At 63.2% G+C, this 19,602-nt stretch carries 20 protein-coding genes; 2 read left to right on the forward strand and 18 right to left on the reverse strand.

Annotated features, from left to right (window positions below; translation table 11 throughout):
* Window positions 1-67: 67 nt before the first annotated feature.
* The 4 genes from lon to tig all read right to left on the reverse strand — a co-directional run bounded on the left by lon (window position 68) and on the right by tig (window position 6,036).
* The gene (lon, locus tag BM198_RS04875) at window positions 68-2,464 is read right to left on the reverse strand and encodes an endopeptidase La (RefSeq protein WP_074968213.1); all 2,397 of its coding nucleotides are present in this window, start codon (window positions 2,462-2,464) and stop codon (window positions 68-70) included.
* Window positions 2,465-2,596: 132 nt separating this feature from the next.
* Window positions 2,597-3,877 (reverse strand): ATP-dependent Clp protease ATP-binding subunit ClpX, encoded by a 1,281-nt coding sequence (gene clpX, locus BM198_RS04880; protein WP_074968215.1) that lies wholly within the window; start codon window positions 3,875-3,877, stop codon window positions 2,597-2,599.
* Between the two features lie 109 nt (window positions 3,878-3,986).
* Window positions 3,987-4,631 (reverse strand): ATP-dependent Clp endopeptidase proteolytic subunit ClpP, encoded by a 645-nt coding sequence (gene clpP / locus BM198_RS04885; protein ID WP_044408341.1) that lies wholly within the window; start codon window positions 4,629-4,631, stop codon window positions 3,987-3,989.
* 94 nt (window positions 4,632-4,725) lie between these two features.
* Window positions 4,726-6,036, reverse strand: coding sequence for a trigger factor (gene tig, locus BM198_RS04890; RefSeq protein WP_074968217.1), 1,311 nt, complete (start codon window positions 6,034-6,036; stop codon window positions 4,726-4,728).
* Window positions 6,037-6,624: 588 nt separating this feature from the next.
* Here tig and BM198_RS04895 point away from each other — a divergent pair.
* Both BM198_RS04895 and BM198_RS04900 read left to right on the forward strand, forming a co-directional pair.
* Window positions 6,625-7,293 (forward strand): SOS response-associated peptidase, encoded by a 669-nt coding sequence (locus BM198_RS04895; RefSeq protein ID WP_074968218.1) that lies wholly within the window; start codon window positions 6,625-6,627, stop codon window positions 7,291-7,293.
* 66 nt (window positions 7,294-7,359) lie between these two features.
* Entirely contained in the window at window positions 7,360-8,055 is a 696-nt protein-coding gene (locus BM198_RS04900) for a hypothetical protein (RefSeq protein WP_074968220.1), read from the forward strand.
* Here the strand turns inward: BM198_RS04900 and BM198_RS04905 are convergent.
* From BM198_RS04905 to BM198_RS04970, 14 genes are all read right to left on the reverse strand, one after another.
* Window positions 8,046-8,255 (reverse strand): hypothetical protein, encoded by a 210-nt coding sequence (locus tag BM198_RS04905; protein WP_139233567.1) that lies wholly within the window; start codon window positions 8,253-8,255, stop codon window positions 8,046-8,048. The genes BM198_RS04900 and BM198_RS04905 overlap by 10 nt on opposite strands.
* A 93-nt stretch (window positions 8,256-8,348) precedes the next feature.
* Entirely contained in the window at window positions 8,349-9,152 is an 804-nt protein-coding gene (locus BM198_RS04910) for a DNA adenine methylase (RefSeq protein WP_074968222.1), read from the reverse strand.
* A gap of 305 nt (window positions 9,153-9,457) precedes the next feature.
* Window positions 9,458-11,038 carry an AIPR family protein gene (locus tag BM198_RS04915; protein WP_208610351.1) on the reverse strand — a complete coding sequence of 527 codons (1,581 nt, stop codon included), beginning with the start codon at window positions 11,036-11,038 and terminating at the stop codon, window positions 9,458-9,460.
* Window positions 11,039-11,237: 199 nt separating this feature from the next.
* Window positions 11,238-11,801, reverse strand: coding sequence for a lysis system i-spanin subunit Rz (locus BM198_RS04920; RefSeq protein ID WP_074968226.1), 564 nt, complete (start codon window positions 11,799-11,801; stop codon window positions 11,238-11,240).
* 9 nt (window positions 11,802-11,810) lie between these two features.
* A complete protein-coding gene (locus BM198_RS04925) occupies window positions 11,811-12,362 on the reverse strand; it encodes a glycoside hydrolase family 19 protein (RefSeq protein WP_074968228.1) in 552 nt (183 codons plus the stop codon).
* Between the two features lie 2 nt (window positions 12,363-12,364).
* A complete protein-coding gene (locus tag BM198_RS04930) occupies window positions 12,365-12,970 on the reverse strand; it encodes a phage tail protein (protein ID WP_083422334.1) in 606 nt (201 codons plus the stop codon).
* A 4-nt stretch (window positions 12,971-12,974) separates the two neighbouring features.
* Entirely contained in the window at window positions 12,975-13,463 is a 489-nt protein-coding gene (locus BM198_RS04935) for a hypothetical protein (RefSeq protein ID WP_244165670.1), read from the reverse strand.
* A gap of 9 nt (window positions 13,464-13,472) precedes the next feature.
* Window positions 13,473-13,718 (reverse strand): hypothetical protein, encoded by a 246-nt coding sequence (locus BM198_RS04940; RefSeq protein WP_074968232.1) that lies wholly within the window; start codon window positions 13,716-13,718, stop codon window positions 13,473-13,475.
* On the reverse strand, window positions 13,708-14,298 hold the full coding sequence (locus BM198_RS04945; RefSeq protein ID WP_074968233.1) for a hypothetical protein: 591 nt from the start codon (window positions 14,296-14,298) through the stop codon (window positions 13,708-13,710). Before BM198_RS04945 ends, BM198_RS04940 begins: the two co-directional genes overlap by 11 nt.
* A 29-nt stretch (window positions 14,299-14,327) precedes the next feature.
* Window positions 14,328-15,020: a hypothetical protein gene (locus BM198_RS04950; RefSeq protein ID WP_074968235.1), complete on the reverse strand. Its 693-nt coding sequence runs from the start codon at window positions 15,018-15,020 to the stop codon at window positions 14,328-14,330.
* Between the two features lie 8 nt (window positions 15,021-15,028).
* Window positions 15,029-16,759, reverse strand: a complete 1,731-nt coding sequence (locus tag BM198_RS04955; RefSeq protein ID WP_074968237.1) for a hypothetical protein — start codon at window positions 16,757-16,759, stop codon at window positions 15,029-15,031.
* On the reverse strand, window positions 16,756-17,205 hold the full coding sequence (locus BM198_RS04960; RefSeq protein ID WP_074968239.1) for a hypothetical protein: 450 nt from the start codon (window positions 17,203-17,205) through the stop codon (window positions 16,756-16,758). Before BM198_RS04960 ends, BM198_RS04955 begins: the two co-directional genes overlap by 4 nt.
* Window position 17,206: 1 nt before the next feature.
* Entirely contained in the window at window positions 17,207-19,042 is a 1,836-nt protein-coding gene (locus BM198_RS04965; RefSeq protein ID WP_074968241.1) for a hypothetical protein, read from the reverse strand.
* Complete coding sequence (locus BM198_RS04970) at window positions 19,042-19,566, reverse strand: hypothetical protein (protein ID WP_074968243.1); 525 nt, start codon at window positions 19,564-19,566, stop codon at window positions 19,042-19,044. The genes BM198_RS04965 and BM198_RS04970 overlap by 1 nt, the downstream gene beginning before the upstream one ends.
* Between the last annotated feature and the right edge of the window lie 36 nt (window positions 19,567-19,602).

Raw genomic sequence — 19,602 nt, forward strand, 5'->3', positions numbered from 1 at the left:
GGCCTGCTGACACATAGGAGCCGCTTTATAACAAGGGCTCGAAAAATGTGTCAAGAAAGCCCCCCGGCTAATGCGTGCTGATTCGCTCCTTGGAATCAGGCTCGCGCTTTTCATCCTTTGCAACCATCTCGGGAGCCGCATCGGGCAAGGGCTCCGGCGCGTATTGCAGCGCAATTTGCAGGACCTCGTCAATCCATTTAACGGGTTTAATATTCAGATCCTGCTTGATGTTTTCAGGGATTTCTTTCAAATCACGGACGTTTTCTTCGGGAATGATCACAGTTTTGATACCGCCCCGATGAGCCGCCAGCAATTTCTCTTTCAAACCACCGATTGCGAGCACTTGGCCACGCAAGGTGATTTCCCCGGTCATGGCGACATCGGCGCGCACAGGGATTTGCGTCATGGCCGACACGAGAGCCGTGCACATGCCGATGCCCGCGCTGGGCCCATCCTTCGGCGTAGCCCCTTCGGGCATGTGGATATGGATGTCGCGCTTCTCGTGGAAATCGGCCGGAATGCCGAGACTCTTGGCACGACTGCGCACCACGGTGAGTGCAGCCGTGATGGATTCCACCATCACATCACCGAGCGAGCCGGTCTTGGTCAGCTGCCCCTTGCCCGGCACGACAGCCGCCTCGATGGTCAGTAGCTCACCACCGACCTGGGTCCATGCCAGGCCTGTTACCTGGCCAATCTGGTCCTGCAGTTCAGCCAGCCCGTAACGGAACTTGCGCACGCCCAGGAAGTGCTCCAGCGAGTCAGCCGTCACGACCACACTGAAACGCTTCTCGCGGGCGTGTTCCTTGACGGCCTTGCGGCATACCTTGGCGATCTGGCGCTCCAGGCTGCGCACGCCGGCTTCCCGGGTGTAGTAGCGGATGATGTCGCGGATCGCCGCCTCTTCGAACGCCAGCTCCCCTTTCTTCAGGCCATTGGCCTGGGTCTGCTTCGGAGCCAGGTACTTGGTCGCGATATTGACCTTCTCGTCCTCGGTGTAGCCAGGCAGGCGAATCACCTCCATACGATCCAGCAGGGGCGCCGGAATGTTCATGGAGTTCGCGGTGCAGAGGAACATCACATCCGAGAGGTCGTAGTCGACCTCAAGGTAATGGTCGTTGAAATTGTGGTTCTGCTCCGGGTCAAGCACCTCAAGCAGCGCAGAAGCCGGGTCGCCACGCATGTCGCTGCCCATCTTGTCGATCTCGTCGAGCAGGAAGAGCGGGTTGCGGACCCCGACTTTGGTCATCTTCTGGATGAGACGGCCCGGCATGGAACCGATGTAGGTACGGCGGTGGCCACGGATTTCGGCTTCGTCACGCACGCCACCCAAGGCCATGCGGATGAACTTGCGGTTGGTGGCACGGGCGATGGACTCGGCCAGCGAGGTCTTGCCCACGCCGGGCGGCCCGACCAGGCAAAGGACAGGGCCTTTCACCTTCTTGACGCGCTTTTGCACAGCGAGGTACTCGAGGATCCGCTCCTTAACCTCTTCGAGGCCATAGTGATCGGCATCCAGGATGTCTTCTGCCTTCGCCAGGTCCAGACGGACCTTGCTCTCGGCCTTCCACGGCACGTTCACCAGCCAGTCGATGTAGGAGCGGACGACCGTAGCTTCCGCCGACATGGGCGACATCTGCTTGAGCTTGTTCAGCTCGGCATTGGCCTTGGTGAGGGCTTCCTTGGTGAGACCCGCATTGTCGATGCGCTTCTTCAGCTCCTCGATCTCGTTGTGGCCTTCATCGATGTCACCGAGCTCCTTCTGAATGGCCTTCATCTGCTCATTCAGGTAGTACTCGCGCTGGCTGCGCTCCATCTGCTTCTTGACGCGCCCACGGATACGCTTCTCGACCTGCAACAGGTCAATCTCGGCATCCAGGAGAGCCAGTACGTGCTCAACGCGCTCGGACAGATCGGTGATCTCGAGGATCTCCTGCTTCTGCTCGATCTTGAGAGCCATGTGCGCAGCCATGGTATCCACCAGGCGACCCGGTTCATCGATGCTGTTCAGCGAGGAGAGCACCTCGGCAGGCACTTTCTTGCCCAGTTGAACGTACTGTTCGAACTGGCTAAGCAGGCTGCGAACGAACACTTCGGACTCACGCTCACCCGCGTCAACCTCATCGATCAGGGCAACCTCGGCCCGGCAATGACCTTCTACTTCGAAGAAGCGCTCGATGGCGCCACGCTGCTCGCCCTCGACCAACACCTTCACGGTGCCGTCAGGCAGCTTGAGCAATTGGAGGACGGTTGCGACCGTACCGACACGGTACAGGGCGTCTTCGCCCGGATCGTCGTCCGCCGGGTTCCTCTGCGCCAACAGAAGAATTTGCTTGTCCCCGGTCATCGCGGCCTCCAGGGCCTCGATGGATTTCTCACGCCCCACGAACAGCGGGATGACCATGTGCGGATAGACCACGACATCACGCAATGGCAGGAGAGGCAATTCTACGGTTGTCTTCATGATTTCAGCTCTACAGCGGCCATGGGCCGTTAACAGATAGGGTGACCCTGAGGGCCTAAGATGGGGGCACGTCTGGGAAAAAACAAGCGCTGTAGTGGGAAAGACAAAGGGGCCCGAGGGCCCCTTTGGTGATCACGCGTCGGGCGCAGCTTTCGCCGGCTGTTCGCTGTTCTCGTAGATCAGCAGCGGCTTGGAGGTCCCTTCGATAACACTTTCATCGATGACCACCTTGCTGACCTCGTTCTGCGAGGGGATTTCGTACATGGTGTCGAGCAGCACGCCTTCGAGGATAGAGCGCAGGCCCCGGGCACCGGTTTTGCGCTCGAGCGCACGGCGAGCCACAGCCTTGAGTGCGTCCGGACGGAACTCCAGATCCACCCCTTCCATTTCGAAGAGCTTGCCGTACTGCTTGGTCAGGGCGTTCTTCGGCTCGGTGAGGATCTGGATCAATGCAGCCTCGTCGAGTTCGTCCAGGGTGGCGATCACCGGCAGACGACCTACGAACTCGGGGATCAGCCCGAATTTGACCAAGTCCTCCGGCTCCGCATCGCGCAGGGTTTCACCCACCTTCTTGCCCAGATCAACACTGCGGACCTCGGCATTGAAGCCAATGCCGCCACGAGCAGAGCGGTTCTGGATGACCTTCTCCAACCCGGCGAACGCACCGCCGCATATGAAGAGGATGTTGCGTGTATCCACCTGCAGGAACTCCTGCTGGGGATGCTTGCGACCACCTTGCGGCGGCACGGACGCAACGGTGCCCTCGATCAGCTTCAGCAGCGCTTGCTGGACGCCCTCACCCGACACATCACGGGTGATGGAGGGGTTATCGGACTTACGGGAAATCTTGTCGATCTCATCAATGTAGACAATGCCCATCTGGGCCTTTTCCACGTCGTAATCGCACTTCTGCAGCAGCTTCTGGATGATGTTCTCGACATCCTCCCCCACATAACCCGCCTCGGTGAGCGTAGTTGCGTCGGCGATGGTGAAGGGAACATTCAGCAGGCGAGCGAGCGTTTCGGCCAACAGCGTCTTGCCGGAACCCGTAGGGCCGATCAGGAGGATGTTGCTCTTGCCGAGCTCGATGTCATCCTTCTTGTCGCGCTGATTGAGACGCTTGTAGTGGTTGTAGACGGCGACCGCGAGGACCTTCTTCGCGCGCTCCTGACCAATCACATACTGATCCAGGATGGTGCGGATTTCCTTGGGCGCCGGCAGCTTGTGCGCATTGCTCTCGGCCTGGGCTTCCTGCACCTCCTCACGGATGATGTCGTTGCACAGGTCGACGCACTCGTCGCAGATAAAGACGGAAGGGCCAGCAATCAACTTGCGCACTTCGTGCTGGCTTTTGCCGCAGAAGGAGCAATAAAGCAGTTTGCCGTTGTCCTCGCCATTGCGGGTGTCAGTCATTCGATCAATCCAGTCGGGATAGGCATGAAACACAAGATGAAGGCAAATGCGGGCATTTTCAAGCCCGCGGAGTGGCCGGCGGGAGCCGGCCACGGTGCTGCGGATGGTGTTAGCTGGCGAGCTGACGCTTGCTGAGGACCTGATCGATCAGTCCGTATTTGACAGCCTCATCGCCACTCATGAAGTTGTCGCGATCAGTATCACGGGCAATCACATCGATCGGCTGTCCGGTGTGATCGGCCAGGATCTTGTTCAGGCGCTCACGAATCGTGAGGATCTCACGCGCGTGAATCTCGATGTCCGAAGCCTGCCCCTGGAAACCACCCAGAGGCTGGTGGATCATCATGCGCGAGTGCGGCAGGCAGTAACGCTTGCCAGCTGCACCACCCGCCAGCAGCAACGCACCCATGCTGCAGGCTTGGCCGATGCAGATGGTGGATACGTCAGGCTTGATGAACTGCATGGTGTCGTAGATCGACATCCCGGCAGTCACCGAACCACCCGGAGAGTTGATGTAGAGGTGAATGTCCTTGTCGGGGTTCTCGGCTTCGAGGAAGAGCAACTGGGCAACCACCAGGTTGGCCATGTAGTCCTCGACCTGACCCACCAGGAAGATCACCCGCTCCTTCAGCAGGCGGGAATAGATGTCGTAGGCGCGCTCGCCACGGGCAGACTGCTCCACCACCATAGGCACGAGGCCGCCAGCAGCCTGGATATCAGGGACTTGTTGCTGCATAAAAGAATTGCGGGACATGTCCAGCGATCGCTCCCTAACTAATGTCATGTCTCAAAGACGCATAAGCCAGCTCGGAGGCTGGCTTATGGTGTGCTCGAACGAGGCGAAACGATCAGGCGGCTTGCGGAGCTTCTACCGGCTTGACTGCATCTTCGTAGGAGACCGCTTTGTCAGTCACGTTGGCCTTCTGCAGGACAGTATCTACAACTTGTTCTTCCAGCACAACAGAACGGACTTCGTTCAGCTGCTGGTCGTTCTTGTAGTACCAGGCCACGACCTGCTCAGGCTCCTGGTAAGCGGAGGCCATTTCCTCGATCAGTTCGCGAACGCGGGCATCATCCGGCTTCAGCTCGAATTGCTTGACCACTTCAGCCACGATCAGACCCAGAACCACGCGGCGCTTGGCTTGCTCTTCGAACAGCTCAGCCGGCAGTTGATCAGGGTTGATGTTGCCGCCGAACTGCTGAACAGCCTGAACGCGCAGACGGTTCACCTCGTTGCCGATCAGCGCCTTCGGCACTTCGATCGGGTTGGCAGCCAGCAGGCCGTCCATTACCTGATTCTTGACCTTGGACTTGATGGCCTGACGCAGCTCACGCTCCATGTTCTTGCGAACTTCGGCGCGGAAGCCTTCCAGACCGCCTTCCTTGATGCCGAACAGCGCGAAGAACTCGTCGTTCAGCTCCGGCAGGATGGGGGCGGAGACGCTGTTCACGGTCACGGTGAACTCGGCAGTCTTACCGGCCAGATCCAGGTTCTGGTAGTCCTCGGGGAAAGTCGGGTTGATGACGCGCTCTTCGCCCGCCTTGACGCCAACCAGGGCATCTTCGAAGCCCGGGATCATGCGACCGGAGCCCAGCACCAGGCTGGTGCCCTTGGCAGAACCGCCCGCGAAGGCTTCGCCGTCGATCTTGCCGACGAAATCGATGCTCAGCTGATCGCCATTCTCGGCAGCACGATCCACAGCTTCGAAGCGGGTGTTCTGCTTGCGCAGGATCTCCAGCATGTTGTCCACGTCAGCGTCGCCGACTTCAGCCTGCAGGCGCTCGACCGCAATGGACTCGAGACCAGCGACCTGGAACTCCGGGAACACTTCGAAGGTGGCGATGAACTCGAGGTCCTTGCCCTTCTCGAACACTTTCGGCTCGACGGAAGGCTGGCCAGCCGGGTTCAGCTTCTGCTCAACCACAGCCTCATAGAAGGAAGACTGGATCAGATCGCCCAGGACTTCCTGGCGAGCAGCGTCCTCGTAACGCTGACGGATGACGCTCATGGGCACCTTGCCCGGACGGAAGCCAGCGACCTTGGCGCGGCGAGCAGTCTGCTGAAGACGCTTGTTGACTTCAGTCTCGATCCGCTCGGCCGGCACACCAACGGTCATACGGCGCTCGAGAGCGGAGGTGCTTTCAACAGAAACTTGCATGGATATTCCTCGTTGCAGACATTTGCCGGCCGGACCGGCCCCATAATCAAGGGTCGGCATTCTATTAGAGGAAAATGCAGAAGTCACCCCGCCAACCCATCGCTCTTCGCGCCTCTGCCTACAAGCGCCGACACCAATGGATTCGCACCTTATATAAGGAAGGACCGCCCTACCCGGCCAACATCCCTGCCCGATGCCTACGGCCGGGCGGGCAGCGCTCCGGCAGTACAGCACGCCCAAGGCCGGACGGCACTGCGGCCGGATGCCGCAAATGCAGCCCCGGAACGACGAAAGGCAGCCCGAAGACTGCCTTTTCATTCCCTACCCGGTTCTTGCAAGCAAACCCAGGTTCAAGGGTCATCGAATAATGGTGCGGACGGAGGGAACCAATACAGAAGCACAACCGGTTGAATTTAAAGTGTTTATCCTTAAAACATTTAAATTTATGTACTAACCACTGTACTAACTCATCTGCGCTGGATTCGGCGGCTACGCAGAGCACCCCGGCGATTCCGGCTCGGCCTCGGCAGGACGTTCACCGCATCCGCTGGTCTACCCTTCCAGAACCTGCCAGAGAGAGCGCGCGTCATGTGCGGCCGAGTCGTCCAGGCCATGAGCTGGGCCGAGATCCACCACCTGCTGAACATCCACAGTGAGCCGCCGACCCAGGCGGAGCCTCGCTACAACGTCGCGCCCACCACCCAGGTGCAGATGGTGCTGCCGCTCGAAGCAAGCGGACGGCTGGCGCCGGTGCGCTGGGGGTGGCGGCCCCACTGGGCGCAGGACCGCGCAGCACCGATCAACGCCCGCGCCGAGAAGGTGGCACATAGTCCGTTCTTCAGGGCCATCTGGCCCAACCGCATGCTGTGCCCCATCTCCGGCTGGTATGAGTGGGTGGACGAGGGAGGCCCGAAGAAACAGCCCTACTACATCAGGCGCCGCGATGGCGCCCCGACGTTCTGCGCCTCCATCGGCCAGGTGCACGAAGAGCCTCAGGATGACGATGGCTTCGTGATCATCACTGCCGACGCCCTGGGCGGCATGGTTGATGTCCACGACCGCAGGCCGGTTGCGCTAGCCCCGGAGCTGGCCCGGGAGTGGCTGGACCCGGCCACACCCCGCGAGCGCGCCGAGCAGATGCTGCAGCACGGCGAGGCGCCGGAGGCGTTCGAGTGGTACCGCGTCGACCGTACGGTGGGCAACGTGCGCAACCAGGGGCCGCAACTGATCGAGCCCCTGCCCTCGCCTCTCATCTGAGGCATCTGGCGGGCCGCGTGACGCTGGCGGCATACTGGATATCCATCCAGATAAATCGCCAACATCATGCACCTCCAGATCGACCAGCGGTTGCGCCTCTACCAGGCCGCCTTCCATTACCCCGCCCACATCTACGGCGACCCGGAGCGCTGGCGGCGCGAGCAGTTGCAGGCGGCAGACGAGCTGCTGCGCGCTCGCGTGATCGAGGCGGCCGAGTACCTGGACATGCGCGACGAGGTGCTGGCCGTTCACGCCTACGCAGTTGAGCGCACTGCCGAGGATGCGCTGGAGATCACTGGGGTTTACGCGGTGCTGGATGCATCCAATGGCGGACCAGTCGGCCGCCTGGAACGGCGGTACCTCAGTGCCGGTACCCGACCCGAACTGGACCGCCTCACGGCGATGCACGATGCGGATGGTCAGCTGCAGATGATGCGCGACCGCCGCGACCCGGTAGGCCCGGTGCACGGCCTGGAGTTTCACCACCAGAACGGCAGCCGCTACCGGTTCCAGCCGCTCGGTTTTTTCCACCTGGGCCGCATCATTCCGATCATCACTGACCCAGACCACCACCAGATCCTGGCAGCGCTGTTGCAGGCGGCAACAGAAGCGGGCGACCACGCCCTGGCGGAGCTGTACCGGAAACGCCTCCACTGGTCCGAGTTCAGGTGCTGCCCGATCTGTCGCAGTCGGTTCGCCCATCGAGACGACTGCAGTAGATGCGAAGGCCTGGGCCTCGTCCGGGACCTGCCTCAGTCCTGAAGGATGGTCACCTCGGCGGTACCCAGGTCGATCCAGCTATCTCGCTCGCCTCGCGGGTTGCAGACGTAGGCCTGAGCGGTAGTACCGTGCTTCGGCTCGGCAGGGATAACGGCAATGTGGCGCAGCAGCTGCTTGCCGTCGTAGTAGGTGCTGGCTGAGCGGTGAAACTCCCAGATACCCGCCTTGTCTCGTTCGGTCACCAGTCGATCCAGAAGAATCGACCGCGTCGGGAACCGTAGTCGCATCGTAGCCATTGCCCACCTCAAGGAGCGGAAGAAGGCGGCCATTCTACGTCACATCCCCGCGAACAGGCCGCCCAGGGCGTCGGGTGCCCAATTCATGATCACCAGTTCGCCGGTAACCTCGGCCAGGCCCTGCCGTTGGTTTGTGTTTGAGTATCGGATGTCGAGCCGCTCCATGTGGAAGCCGTCGAACACACGCCGGATGTCCGGGTGATCGTTGATGCTCACCATCACCCGCCCTTTGCAGCACCGCATAAACTCGGCCATCCGCTCATAGTTGGCGAACGGGAAGTCGACGCCGTATCCCTCGGTCTGCCAGTAGGGAGGGTCCATATAAAGGAAGGAGTGCGGCCTGTCGTAGCGCTCGGCGCAGTCGAGCCAGGCCAGGTTTTCCACGTAGACGCCCGACAGGCGCTGCCACGCGGCCGAAAGGTTCTCCTCGATGCGCATGAGATTAATGGCCGGGCCCGTGGTAGCGGTGCCGAAGGTCTGCCCGGCCACCTTCCCCCCGAACGCATGGTGCTGCAGGTAGAAGAACCGGGCGGCACGCTGGATATCAGTCAGCGTCTCCGGCCTGGTCATCTTCTGCCACTCGAAGATCTGGCGGCTGGACAGCGCCCATTTGAACTGGCGCACGAACTCCTCGATGTGGTTCTGCACCACCCGGTACAGGCATACCAAGTCGCCGTTGATGTCGTTTAGCACCTCCACGGGAGCGGGCTGGGGCCGCAAGAAGAACAGCGCAGCTCCGCCAGCGAAGACCTCGACGTAGCACTCATGCGGAGGGAACAGCGGGATAAGACGGTCAGCAAGACGGCGCTTGCCGCCCATCCAGGGAACAATTGGGTTAGTCATATATGCAAGCCTTTACTGTATAAATAAACAGGTGTTAGCCTGCCTCCGCTTCGTCGACGAGGCGGAGGGCCTAGGCTGGGCTTGCAGGCGTGCTCTGCAGTTCGGTGACCGCTGCCAGTGCTGGAACACCGGCAGCGGTCGCCCTTCTTGATGAGGCCGCTAGACCTCGTGTGACATGGAAGAGTCTATTGACCTTCCGCAATGAACTGGATTGATGCCAGCTGCGGGTAAAAAGAGAAAAGCAGATGGAGCAGCAGTCTGGAGTCCATACCAGCTCCTGCTATGCCAATATCTCTTGAAACTTGCTATGAAATGGGATCTACAGGAACAGAAAGCAACATCTCTTCAAGCACTGTCTGCCGTTTAAGCCTGTCCTCTGTGATCTCACCCATCGACACAAGTATCTCAACCGCCCTCTCAAAGGGCGCTAGTGCCTTTGGACCTGGACTGACCAAGCGATCAATGATCTTTTGGCAATATTTCTCCATTTTCTTTGATTTCATGTTTGGCATATTCTTACCAGCGATAAGAGCTCGAACCAACACAAGAATATGCCACTTGAATTTCCGCATATTTTGCGGGATCTGGCCACCCGCCACGTAAAGATGCAAGCGATACAGTGTTAGACAGGAAGAATAGAAAACCGCTTCTTTGTTTTCAGAATCTAGAATATTTTCAGAAAGAAGTTCGTACATTCTATTCTGATAGCGATACGCCAAATCGGGACGCTCACAAAACATGGAAGCAACGCACTTTATAAGTGTATTCACATTGAACACACGTATTGCCGGAACATCCTTACCAGCATACTGTTTCTCTCGACGCTCCAGATAAAGCCTGCCATCTTGCCCTTCAAAAGAATTAAAATACTGCTCAACCCTCCTAATAATAGGACGCAAACTAAGAAATTGCGTCTCGTCCACCTTAGACTGACTATTAGTCGCCCGGACCAACTCCGAGAAAACATCCTCACTGGACGTCTCAATAACCTTGAGAGTAACTGCCACTTCGTCACCATATTTCCCTTGATACTCATAAAGAGTATTAGAAGTCTGGCAACCATTTACAATCTGATAGTTCTCCAGATGAAGAACGCTTCCCTGCAACCTCACATCAGGACTAACAATAGTTATCCCGTTATTCAAGACTGGAAAGCGAGACGAGTTCTCCTTATCACACAGCGTCTTGGCTATAGACTCATTTACAGGGTTATCGGAACCGAGATAGGAGCGGACATTTTCCTCAAAAACCTGATTCCTCAAACCACCATCTGAGGCCACTAACAAATTCTTAACAAACTGCTTTGCCTGGACAACAACTAGGTAAGCTTCTTCAACACCTGAGATAGGTGGCAGTGGCGCTGAGTGTATCAACGGTAGTTGTGCAGACACGCCAGAGTAAGTAGACACCCAAAGATCAGTAATTTCAGAGCGTCCCAAACATCGCACATCGACCTCAGAGAAATACCCCAAATCGTCAAGCGCTTTGGCCATGGCAGCAAGAGCTTGTTCAAATTCCTTTGGCGCCAAATAATTTCCGGTCGCTACAAATCTTGCCGTCAGCTTTGGCTTACCACCCCTTATCTTGTGCACATTTCGAATGCACAGATCAAAAACCTCACGTGCGTTTCGCTGAACACTATCCGGAGCGGTATAGACGTCCTCTTTAACAAACCGCACAACAGATTCCTTAAACTTCAAGAAATCACCCAACTCAAAGCCTTCAGATGTTTTAGCCTGCACAAAAACAAGCTCAACATCGTGATTTTTCCTTCCCCCTTCGAAATTCCGCGCAGCCTCTTCCTCTGAAATTACAAGCTCTTCATTTATGATAACAGCCACACCATCCATACCATCATCACCAACCCCGGTGGTGACGTTGTCCAAGTCGAAAGCTGTCGCGCACTTTGTATAGAGAATAGAGAAATTGCAGAAGTACTCGAACTGTTGATCTTGGCTATACGTGCCATAGCCGTAGTTAGATGCGAAACTTCTTAAATGGGACATAACAATTCGATGCACACTAACCTCCATGTGTGTTTTGGATTCAGTTCGCCATCAAATTGACATCGTCGCAACTGGGCAGTCAACCCCGACCTTTTGTTGAACTCGCGCCAGATAGACTCTTGATCTTTTCAACCGCCCTCACCCACTCCTGCAGCCCGCTCAGTCGGCGGGCGCAGGTGTCGGCGTCTCCGGCGAGACGGGCAAGATCCGCTGCAGCCGCTGGCTGAAGCTCGGCGCGGTAGGCTCCATCATCCAGGCCGGTGGCGCCGGGGGTGGGGGGCAGTTGCTGGCAACTGGCTGCAGTGACGGGGACGTACATGCGGCGAGCACTGGCAGCCAGATCAGCACGCAGGCGGTTCTGTTGTTCCTGAGCATGGGTGAGTTCCTGGTAACGCTGTTGATCGAGCAGGGCGAGCCGTTGCTGCAGCTCGGCCTGTTGTTGCTGGGCGGCCTGCAGCTGGTCGGCAGCGGCGCGGCTGATCTCGCCCAGGGTTGAGGCGTGCAGCCTGTCGGCGTCGGCCAGCCGGGCTTCCCAGCGCCATCCGTTGACCCACCACCCCGCCACCACACCGAGTGCCAGCACGGCACCGAGCAGAATCAGCCGGCGGGCCAGGTCCCCCGGCACCACATTGAGCATCGTCATGGCCACCCCCTACCCGGCCAGCACGGCGCGGGCGCGCTGCCAGATCTGCAGGCGTTCCTGCTGGCCGTTGAGCCCGCCGTTTATGCGCTTGGTGATCTCGATGAACTGGCCGGCATCGGCCAGGGTGTTCAGCCCCTTGGACCACCAGAACCAGCCGGCCGAGGCGGTGGCCGCTTCGGGCTCCTCCAGCAGCTCGGGCGCCTGCACCAGGCGGTCGTCGCGGTACAGGGCGAGGCTGCATTTCATGTAGTTGGCCCGGCCGGTGATCTGGATCAGGCCACGCCCCATGTAGCGGCGGCCGTCGCCGTCACGCTCGGGGGTGTTGCCCAGGTCCTCGCGCACGTCGTAGCGGTCCTGCGCCGGGGTCGGCCCCCAGATCTCGCGGGTGCGGCGCAAGTGCATGGACTCATGGCCCACCTGGGCAATGAACGCGGCGAACCGCTTGGGCCGGTCGAACTGCCAGCGCTCGGCGGCGGCGTTGAGGTGCGGAACGAAAACGCCCGCAACAGTGCGGGCGTTTGGGAGGATCTGCAGCAGCTGCTGCTCGGTGATGATGGGCATGCTCAGCTCCCGGCGTAGATGATGAAGTTGGCGGCGAAGAAGGAGGGGCGGATGTCCACGGCCTCACCACTCCCGGCGCTGGTGGTGTTGCCGCTCAGCCCGGTCTGCAGCGCGGCAGCGTTGAGGTCGGCAGCGGCATGCCAGATGTTGGCAGCGGCAGCCGAACCACCCGCCGCCGCGCCGATACAGCCGCCATCAATAGGCGCAGCGGCGCCAGGCGTCAGCGTGGAAACCCGCAGACCGGCCCCATCCCCTGCCAGCCCATGGGTATGCGCCGGCATCTGGCTGGCGGACAGCGTGACGCTGTCTGCACCGCCCGTGCTGCCGAGGGCGTTGCCGGGCCCCGCCCCACGCATCACGCGGCCGGAGCTGTTCGGCAGGGCGAACGTGTTGATGCCGTCGCCCCCGTAGGCGTTGCCGATCACCTCGAACAGCTGCTGGTGCTCGGCGATGCTCAGCACCTGGCCCTGACACAGCAGCCAGCCGGCCGGCGCGGTGGCACCGGCAAAGCCCCGGATCTCGCCGACGTTGGGCATCGCTGTCAGCAGCTGCTTGATATCGGCGCCGATGGCTACCGCCAGTTGGAGGATTCCGCTGGATAGGGTCATGTGATCAGGCCTTCGCGGTGTTGTAGGCGGCAGCGAAATCGGCCTCGGGGTCACCGATGCCGATGTTCTGGCAGGCCTGCAGGCGCTGGGCCGTGGTCAGCGTCTGCGCGGCGTCGTAGCGGACTCGGTTGGAGATCTGCGTGGCGATGGTGGCCGCGAAATTCGGGTCGTTGTTCAGGGCGTCCGCCAGCTCTTTCAGCGTATCGAGCGCGGCGCCGGCACCACCCAGGATGCTGTCCTTCACGGCCTGCTTGGCCTGCTCGATGGAATCGAAAATCTTGTCCGCCGACCAGGTGACGCCGGTATCGCCGTTGCCGGCGCCGTCGTCGATCTGCACGCCGCCGGCCCCGACCAGGCCGACGACTTCGTTGATGGCCGCCACTAGGTTGCCCTTGGCGGTGGTGGACAGGCTGGTCAGGTCGCCCTGCGCGGCGCGCAGGCTTTTGACGTCGGCGCCGATGGCCTGAGCCAGGGCGATGAGGCGGGTTTCCATGGTCATTTTCTAGCCCTTTGCGAGGATGTAATAGGCGAGCGGGTCCGGCGTCAGGTCGTCGCTGACGTAGAGCCCGTCCGGTTTCAATTCGAGGCGGTTGTCGGGGGCCTGGCTGATCTGGGCGCCGTCGACGCCATTGCGGCCAGGCGGCCCCTGGCCACCGGCGGCGATGGCCACCCCGGCGACCCGGGTCGGCTCCACCACCAGGGCCACCGCTTCGGCAACGGCAACGACGACGGGGGTATCAGCAGCCATGGGCGCACCCTCCTCCGCTGTTCACCAGCACCTGGCCGGCCACCCAGCGGTTCACGGTGCCGTCGGGGTGGGTGATGGTCAGGTCCCATTCACCGCGCGCCCAGGTGATGGCGGCGGTCTGCTCGGCGGTGAGGATCAGCAGCACCTGGCCCAGTCCCTGGAGCTGCACGCCGCCGTTGCCCTGGGTCAGCAGGATGGGGGCGGCGCCCTCGCCCCGGATCTCGGCGCGGATCTCGCTGCCGGCCAGGTCCACCGGGAGGCGGTAGACCAGCAGACCGCTGGCGGCGCCGCGGCCCTGGCCGGCCAGGTCGTTGAACTCCAGGGTGTCGGGGTCCACGACGCGGGCCAGGCGGCCGGGGCTGCGCGCTTTGTCTTGGTTGAGGTCGGGCCAGTTGGGCACGCCCTCGCACCACACCAACCAGTCCCCGGGCAGGCCGTGGGCGGGCACCTGCAGGCGCACCGGGGCGGTGCCAGCCAGGGCGGTGATGGGTCGGTACTGGTAGACGGGCTGCATCAGCAGCAGGGGCTGGTTGAGGGTGGCGCCCGGGATGACGGGCAGGTCTAGGCGGGCCGGCTGCATGGCTGGCTACTCCAGGGCTAGGGGTGGAATCAGGTGTCGAACGAGCGTTCGTGCAGGACGAGCAGATGGCAGGTGCCGGCGTTGGGGTTGACGTACAGCCGGCCCCAGACGATGCCGTTGAGGTTCTCGATGATCAGGTCGGTGCCGCTGCTGGTGTACCAGCTGCCCGTGCTGCCCTCGACGGTGGGGGTGTTGCCCGGGGTGCTGATGGTGAACGGCGGCGAGCCGGTGCTGCTGCGGATGAACACGTCCACCTGGCGCGGGGCGTTGGGGATGACCAGGCTGGCGGGGCTCTCCATCTGGTTCAGGCGCATTTCCACCAGGCCGTGGTCGTCGGTGAGGGTGTAGGTGCCATCGAACGTCACGTCGAGGATCTGCTGGCCGTACCCGCCGGCACCGCCTCCCCCGCCCGCTGCGGCCAGCGCCTGGAGGGTGGCGGCGGTACAGGAGCAGATCACCCGGGCGCCGGCCAGCCAGTCCTGGGCCGGGCGGTCTTCGACACCGCGCTCGGCGAGGGTCAGCACGCCGCCGCTGGCAGCGGTGACCCGCACCACCTCATAGGCGGTGGAGCCCGGCGTGGTGTCCAGCAGGGTCAGCAGGTAGTGGTCGCCGGCGCCGAACTCCAGCCGTGCGGCCAGATCCGGGGCGACCTCCAACTGCAGGGCGTTGGAGGCCAGCGGCTGCAGCAGCTCGGCCGACCAGTTGTTGATGAATCTGAGCATGGTTTCTCCTACACCCAGCCATGGGAAATGATGTCTGCCCGGTGGCGCTCCACCTGGCCGGTAACGATGTTGAGGCTGCACCGGTTGACCGGGCGCATGTCGGTTCGGTCGAACCCGTCCTCCAGCTGGACGATGTTGGTTATCGGGACGGTGATGCTCACCGGGTCGGGGTACAGGCCCCGGGAGGTGATCAGCGGGCCGTAGCGCACCTGGTAGGGTCCGCCACCGTTCTCGATGTTGCGCTGCAGGCGGGCCAGGCACACGGTGCGGTTGGAGGCGTAGATGACGCTGTGGTCCAGCCGCCACTGTTGCCAGAGGCCGTTCTGGGCGCTGTAGCCAACGCCCACGCGGGTGAGGTTGTAGCCCCAGGGGTTGCGGCCCCAGTTGGTCTCCTTGGGCGGGTCGGTCGCGCGGTGGCGCTCCTCGCCGTTCTCCAGCACCTCGTACGAGACCTGGACCACGCTGGCCTCCACGTCCCGCCCGTCGGTGGTGAGGCGCCAGCGGTCGTGCAGGTGCTCGCGCCGCTCCAGCTGCAGGGTGTCGACGGTCTCGCCGTCCGGGCCGCGCAGCACCAGGTTGTAGCGCTGCACTTCCTCCCGCTGCCCGACCAGTTCGTAGACCGAATCGTCCTCGATGGTGGTGTCGCCGCCCACGCACTGGGACCCGTTGTTGCGGTAGGTGGAGGTGATCACCCGGGCGCCGCTGGAATTGTCGGTGATGGTGGAGGTGGCTGTGACCTCGGCCAGGGCGTCAATCCGTACCTCGGCCACGCTGCCGTCGCCCCGGAACCAGGCGGCCACCAGGGCGTTGCGCTGGCCGTAACGCGCGGTCGAGGTGCCCTCGTAACCGCTCATGTCGGCCTCGGCGGCCCCGCGCTCGTACCCGGCGGGCCGGGTGGTGACCTGGGTCTCGCAGGATGGCCAGACCGGGTTGCCGGTGGTGGTGGCAGGGTGTGCCCCGAGACGCACCACGGCCATGCCGTCATCCAGCTCGTCCACCAGGTCGCCCATGGCGCCGGTCCGGTTGTGTACTACCGTGACCGAGGCCGTGGGCGCGGCCAGGGTGCCGCCGACGTCGACCCGCAACAGGCCGAGCATGGCGAAGCCGCCGCGCCTCCAGTCGTTGGAGAAGCCCGGGTTGATGCTGAACAGGGCGCTGCGCCCGTTGGGCAGAATGTCGATCAGGTTGAGCCCCCAGCCCTCGATCTGCGGGGAGCCCTGGGTGCGCCCGGTATAGACCGGCGGTTGGCCGGTCTGCCCCACGTCCATGGCCGGCAGCTCCACCCGCACGGGGCTCGCGGCCTGCCCGATGATCGAGTGGTTGAACTCGAACACGAACGCCAGGCTGTCGCCGCTGCGCGCGGTCTGCATCCACACGCGCCCCACCTGCCCATCCAGCTGCACGGGCCATTCGTTGCTGCGGAAGGCGGTGCCGCCGTACGCCACCAGTCGGCCACGCCCAAAACGCAGCAGCGCCTTCCCCCACCAGGCCGCGCCGGCGCCGATCTCGTCCCCGGTGGGGATGCGGTCGGGAAGGCCGATGTCCCACAGGTAGGACCAGTGGCCAGGCTCGATACCGTAGGTGAGCTGGTAGTCCAGCCGGTAGCGCTCGCCGTTGCTCAGCTGCACGTAGTTCTGGGCGTTGTACGGCTCGATGACCTGGCCATGCCAACACCAGCCCCAGGTGTCCAGCCGGCGCGGTACGGGCGGCCGCACCTGGGCGGTGCGCGGGGCACTCATGGCGTGGGCTCCACCAGGTAGTGGAACTCGGTGTCGCGGCCGTTGGCGTCGCGCAGCACCACCTGCTCGATGGGCGCCTCGCGGAACGTGAACAGGCCGTCGCTGGTGGAGACCAGGCGCATCGGGTGGTAGACCCGGGCGCTGACGTCGGTTTCCTGCAGGGGGCCGGCGATGCCGGCGCCGCCGGTGGCAGGCGGCACGTAGTCGCTGCGCCCGCGCGCGGCCGGGGCTGCACCGCGCGCGGCCACGGTGCGCAGCTCCTGCCGGCGGATGGGTGGCCGCACCAGCCGGTTGAGGTCGCGCTGCACCTGCTGGCTGTCGCCTCGGCGCGCGGCCTCGTTGGCTGCTCCGCTGGCCCGCCGGGCCGCTTCGTTGGCGGCGCCCGACGCGCGGCGGGCGGCCTCGTTCGCCGCTCCACTGTTGCGGCGGTCGCTCTCATTGCTCATCTCACAGCTCCAATAGGTCGTTGGGGATGCCCACCCGCAGCAGGGTTTCCGTGCTGCGGGTCAGTTCGTCGCGGTACAGCTCGGGGATCTCCCGGGCCGTGAGGGTGAATCGCCGCGGGAACTGCTCGGCGGTCAGGTCGTCGGTGGTGGAGTAGTTGCCGGCGAACCCGTCCAGGTCGTCGTCGTAGGGCTCCACGGGCCCGCCACCGGTTGGGCCGGAGGCGTTCGGCGGGTGGTTGAGCCGGCCGCCGATCTGGGTCGGCAGGCGCCCCGCATCCGGCGGGCCGGGGGTGCTGCTCAGGGGTGGCACGCTGGTGTCGGGCCGGCCCGGCACCACCAGCACGTCGCTGTCGCCGCCGCCGCGCATGACGGCGATGCTCAGGGTGGTGATGGCCTCGCCGCTGTCCATGTCGAGGCGGTGTTGCACGCGCCGGCATTTGCCCCGCGCCCGGGTGTACTGGTCATCCAGCTCCAGGGTGTGCACCAGGTCTACGTCCAGGGCGAGGCTGGTGGGTACGTCCCAGCTGACGGTGGTCTGCCGGTGGGCGCTGATCAGCTCGACCGCCGCCCGCCGTATGCCCACCCGCAGGCCGTCCACGCGGCGCGCCTCATCGATCACGTCCACCTGGCCGCCGTTGGGGGTCCACGCCCAGCCGCCGCTCGGCACGCCCACAGGGAGGCTGGGCGGGCCGGTGAGGTCGGACTGGGCGACGGAGGTCAGGGAGTTCTCCCAGTCGCTGACGCGCTCGTCCTCCACCTCGAACGACAGGCTGTCGCGGCTCACCACGCGGGTGGCCTCCACCAGCCCGGCGGCGGTGGCCAGGGTGATGCGGTAGGTCTCGGTCACGGTCTGGGTCCAGCGCCGCCCGCCGGTGACGTCGGCGGCGAGCAGCAGCTGCTCGGCGGTGTTGGTGTTGATCCACGGCACGCCGTCGCCGCAGGGGTTGCCGCTGCTGGCCGGCAACAGCTGGTAGCGCGGGGTGCCGATCAGCACCTGCCCGCTGCCCTCGATGGCGCTCTCCACCATCTCGACGCTGGGCGTCTCGGTGCTCCAGGTCCGCCACTGGCAAAAGCCCTGGATTTCGGTCAAGCCGTGCTCGCCCACATGCTGCCAGCTGTAGTTCTCGTTCAGCTGCCACAGCCGCTGGTAGCGGTAGTTCACCTCCAGCTCGGCGCGGTTGGTGGCCTCGCGCAGCTGGGCCAGCGCCACGGAGATGGATTGGAACACCGCCGTGCCGTCGCCGAACACGAAGGCCGGGGCGGCGGCGTACCAACTGGTGACGCGCAACTCGCCCTGGGCGGAGCAGTCCAGGCTGGCGGTGAGGGTGCTCATGCGCTCCTGGGCATAGTCCCAGCGGCTGCGCCCGGCCACCGGTTCGAACACGTCGGCGCTCCAGAAGCCGGGGGTCAGCGCCTCGACCTGGGCGAGGGTCAGCGCCTCCACACGCTGCTGCAGGCGGTCGGTGCAGCTGATCGACATGATGCGGTTGGTGGGCGACCAGGAGGGCTCAGCCACGGCGCCGGTGAAGAGGCGCGCGGTCACGGTCTGCCCGTCCACCTCGGCCACGTAGTCGATGGTGACCACCTGATCGGCCTGATCAGTCGGCACCTCGCTGCCCGGCTCGAAGAAGAGGTCGAACTGGGCGATGCCGGCGGCACCCTCCTCCCGGTCCACGTCCACCACCCCGGCGATGCGCTCGGTGAGGTCCGCGCCGCCCACGGTGACCACGGGGCGCCAGCGCGTGGCGTAGCCGGCCGTGAGGTACACAGGCGGCGCCTTGCCCTCCTCCGCCAGGCCGTTGATCGGCGTGCTGTTGAGTGGGTACTGGTTGAGCATCACACCTCCCTCGCGGTGAACTGCCAATCGAACTGGCCGCCGCCGGCGGTGCCGGTGATGGCCTCCTCCGGCGGGCTGCAGAACACCAGGTAGCGGGGCAGCCAGTGAACGCGGTACGCCGTTGCGCCGGGCAGTGGGTCCAGGGTGGCCACACGGCCTGCCAGCGAAACACCGGTGCGCTCCCAGTCACGGCCCACCAGGGCGAGGCCAATCGGCGGGAAGTCCGGCCGCACGTCGCTGGTGAGGGTGAAGACCCGGTCCGCCGCCGTGCGCCCCGCCATCGACTTGGGGTCCGCCAGCCACAGCTCCTGCGGCTGACTGAAGTCCACGGCGGCGAAGCCCGGGCCCATCCAGCCGGAGCCGCTGAGGCGGATGCTCTCCTTGCTCCAGTGGGTCATCCGGTACAGCTTGCCGCCAGAGAGGCGGACATCCGTCCATCCCCCCTCGGTGCTGTAGCCGGTGTCTGCCCGGCCAGATGCGCTCGCAATCGGGATTCCGGCCAGCATCACTGCAGGTCGACTCATGAGGTGCTCCAGAAAATGAAAACCCCGCACGGGGCG

Source organism: Metapseudomonas otitidis (assembly GCF_900111835.1).
In the GTDB taxonomy this organism is placed as follows: Bacteria; Pseudomonadota; Gammaproteobacteria; order Pseudomonadales; family Pseudomonadaceae; genus Metapseudomonas; species Metapseudomonas otitidis.

What these genes read in the sequence shown, in the direction of transcription:
- lon (WP_074968213.1), bottom strand. Translation starts at nt 2,464, where the DNA reads ATGAAGACAACCGTAGAATTGCCTCTCCTGCCATTGCGTGATGTCGTG.
- clpX (WP_074968215.1), bottom strand. Translation starts at nt 3,877, where the DNA reads ATGACTGACACCCGCAATGGCGAGGACAACGGCAAACTGCTTTATTGC.
- clpP (WP_044408341.1), bottom strand. Translation starts at nt 4,631, where the DNA reads ATGTCCCGCAATTCTTTTATGCAGCAACAAGTCCCTGATATCCAGGCT.
- tig (WP_074968217.1), bottom strand. Translation starts at nt 6,036, where the DNA reads ATGCAAGTTTCTGTTGAAAGCACCTCCGCTCTCGAGCGCCGTATGACC.
- BM198_RS04895 (WP_074968218.1), top strand. Translation starts at nt 6,625, where the DNA reads ATGTGCGGCCGAGTCGTCCAGGCCATGAGCTGGGCCGAGATCCACCAC.
- BM198_RS04900 (WP_074968220.1), top strand. Translation starts at nt 7,360, where the DNA reads ATGCACCTCCAGATCGACCAGCGGTTGCGCCTCTACCAGGCCGCCTTC.
- BM198_RS04910 (WP_074968222.1), bottom strand. Translation starts at nt 9,152, where the DNA reads ATGACTAACCCAATTGTTCCCTGGATGGGCGGCAAGCGCCGTCTTGCT.
- BM198_RS04920 (WP_074968226.1), bottom strand. Translation starts at nt 11,801, where the DNA reads ATGACGATGCTCAATGTGGTGCCGGGGGACCTGGCCCGCCGGCTGATT.
- BM198_RS04925 (WP_074968228.1), bottom strand. Translation starts at nt 12,362, where the DNA reads ATGCCCATCATCACCGAGCAGCAGCTGCTGCAGATCCTCCCAAACGCC.
- BM198_RS04930 (WP_083422334.1), bottom strand. Translation starts at nt 12,970, where the DNA reads ATGACCCTATCCAGCGGAATCCTCCAACTGGCGGTAGCCATCGGCGCC.
- BM198_RS04935 (WP_244165670.1), bottom strand. Translation starts at nt 13,463, where the DNA reads ATGGAAACCCGCCTCATCGCCCTGGCTCAGGCCATCGGCGCCGACGTC.
- BM198_RS04940 (WP_074968232.1), bottom strand. Translation starts at nt 13,718, where the DNA reads ATGGCTGCTGATACCCCCGTCGTCGTTGCCGTTGCCGAAGCGGTGGCC.
- BM198_RS04945 (WP_074968233.1), bottom strand. Translation starts at nt 14,298, where the DNA reads ATGCAGCCGGCCCGCCTAGACCTGCCCGTCATCCCGGGCGCCACCCTC.
- BM198_RS04950 (WP_074968235.1), bottom strand. Translation starts at nt 15,020, where the DNA reads ATGCTCAGATTCATCAACAACTGGTCGGCCGAGCTGCTGCAGCCGCTG.
- BM198_RS04955 (WP_074968237.1), bottom strand. Translation starts at nt 16,759, where the DNA reads ATGAGTGCCCCGCGCACCGCCCAGGTGCGGCCGCCCGTACCGCGCCGG.
- BM198_RS04960 (WP_074968239.1), bottom strand. Translation starts at nt 17,205, where the DNA reads ATGAGCAATGAGAGCGACCGCCGCAACAGTGGAGCGGCGAACGAGGCC.
- BM198_RS04965 (WP_074968241.1), bottom strand. Translation starts at nt 19,042, where the DNA reads ATGCTCAACCAGTACCCACTCAACAGCACGCCGATCAACGGCCTGGCG.
- BM198_RS04970 (WP_074968243.1), bottom strand. Translation starts at nt 19,566, where the DNA reads ATGAGTCGACCTGCAGTGATGCTGGCCGGAATCCCGATTGCGAGCGCA.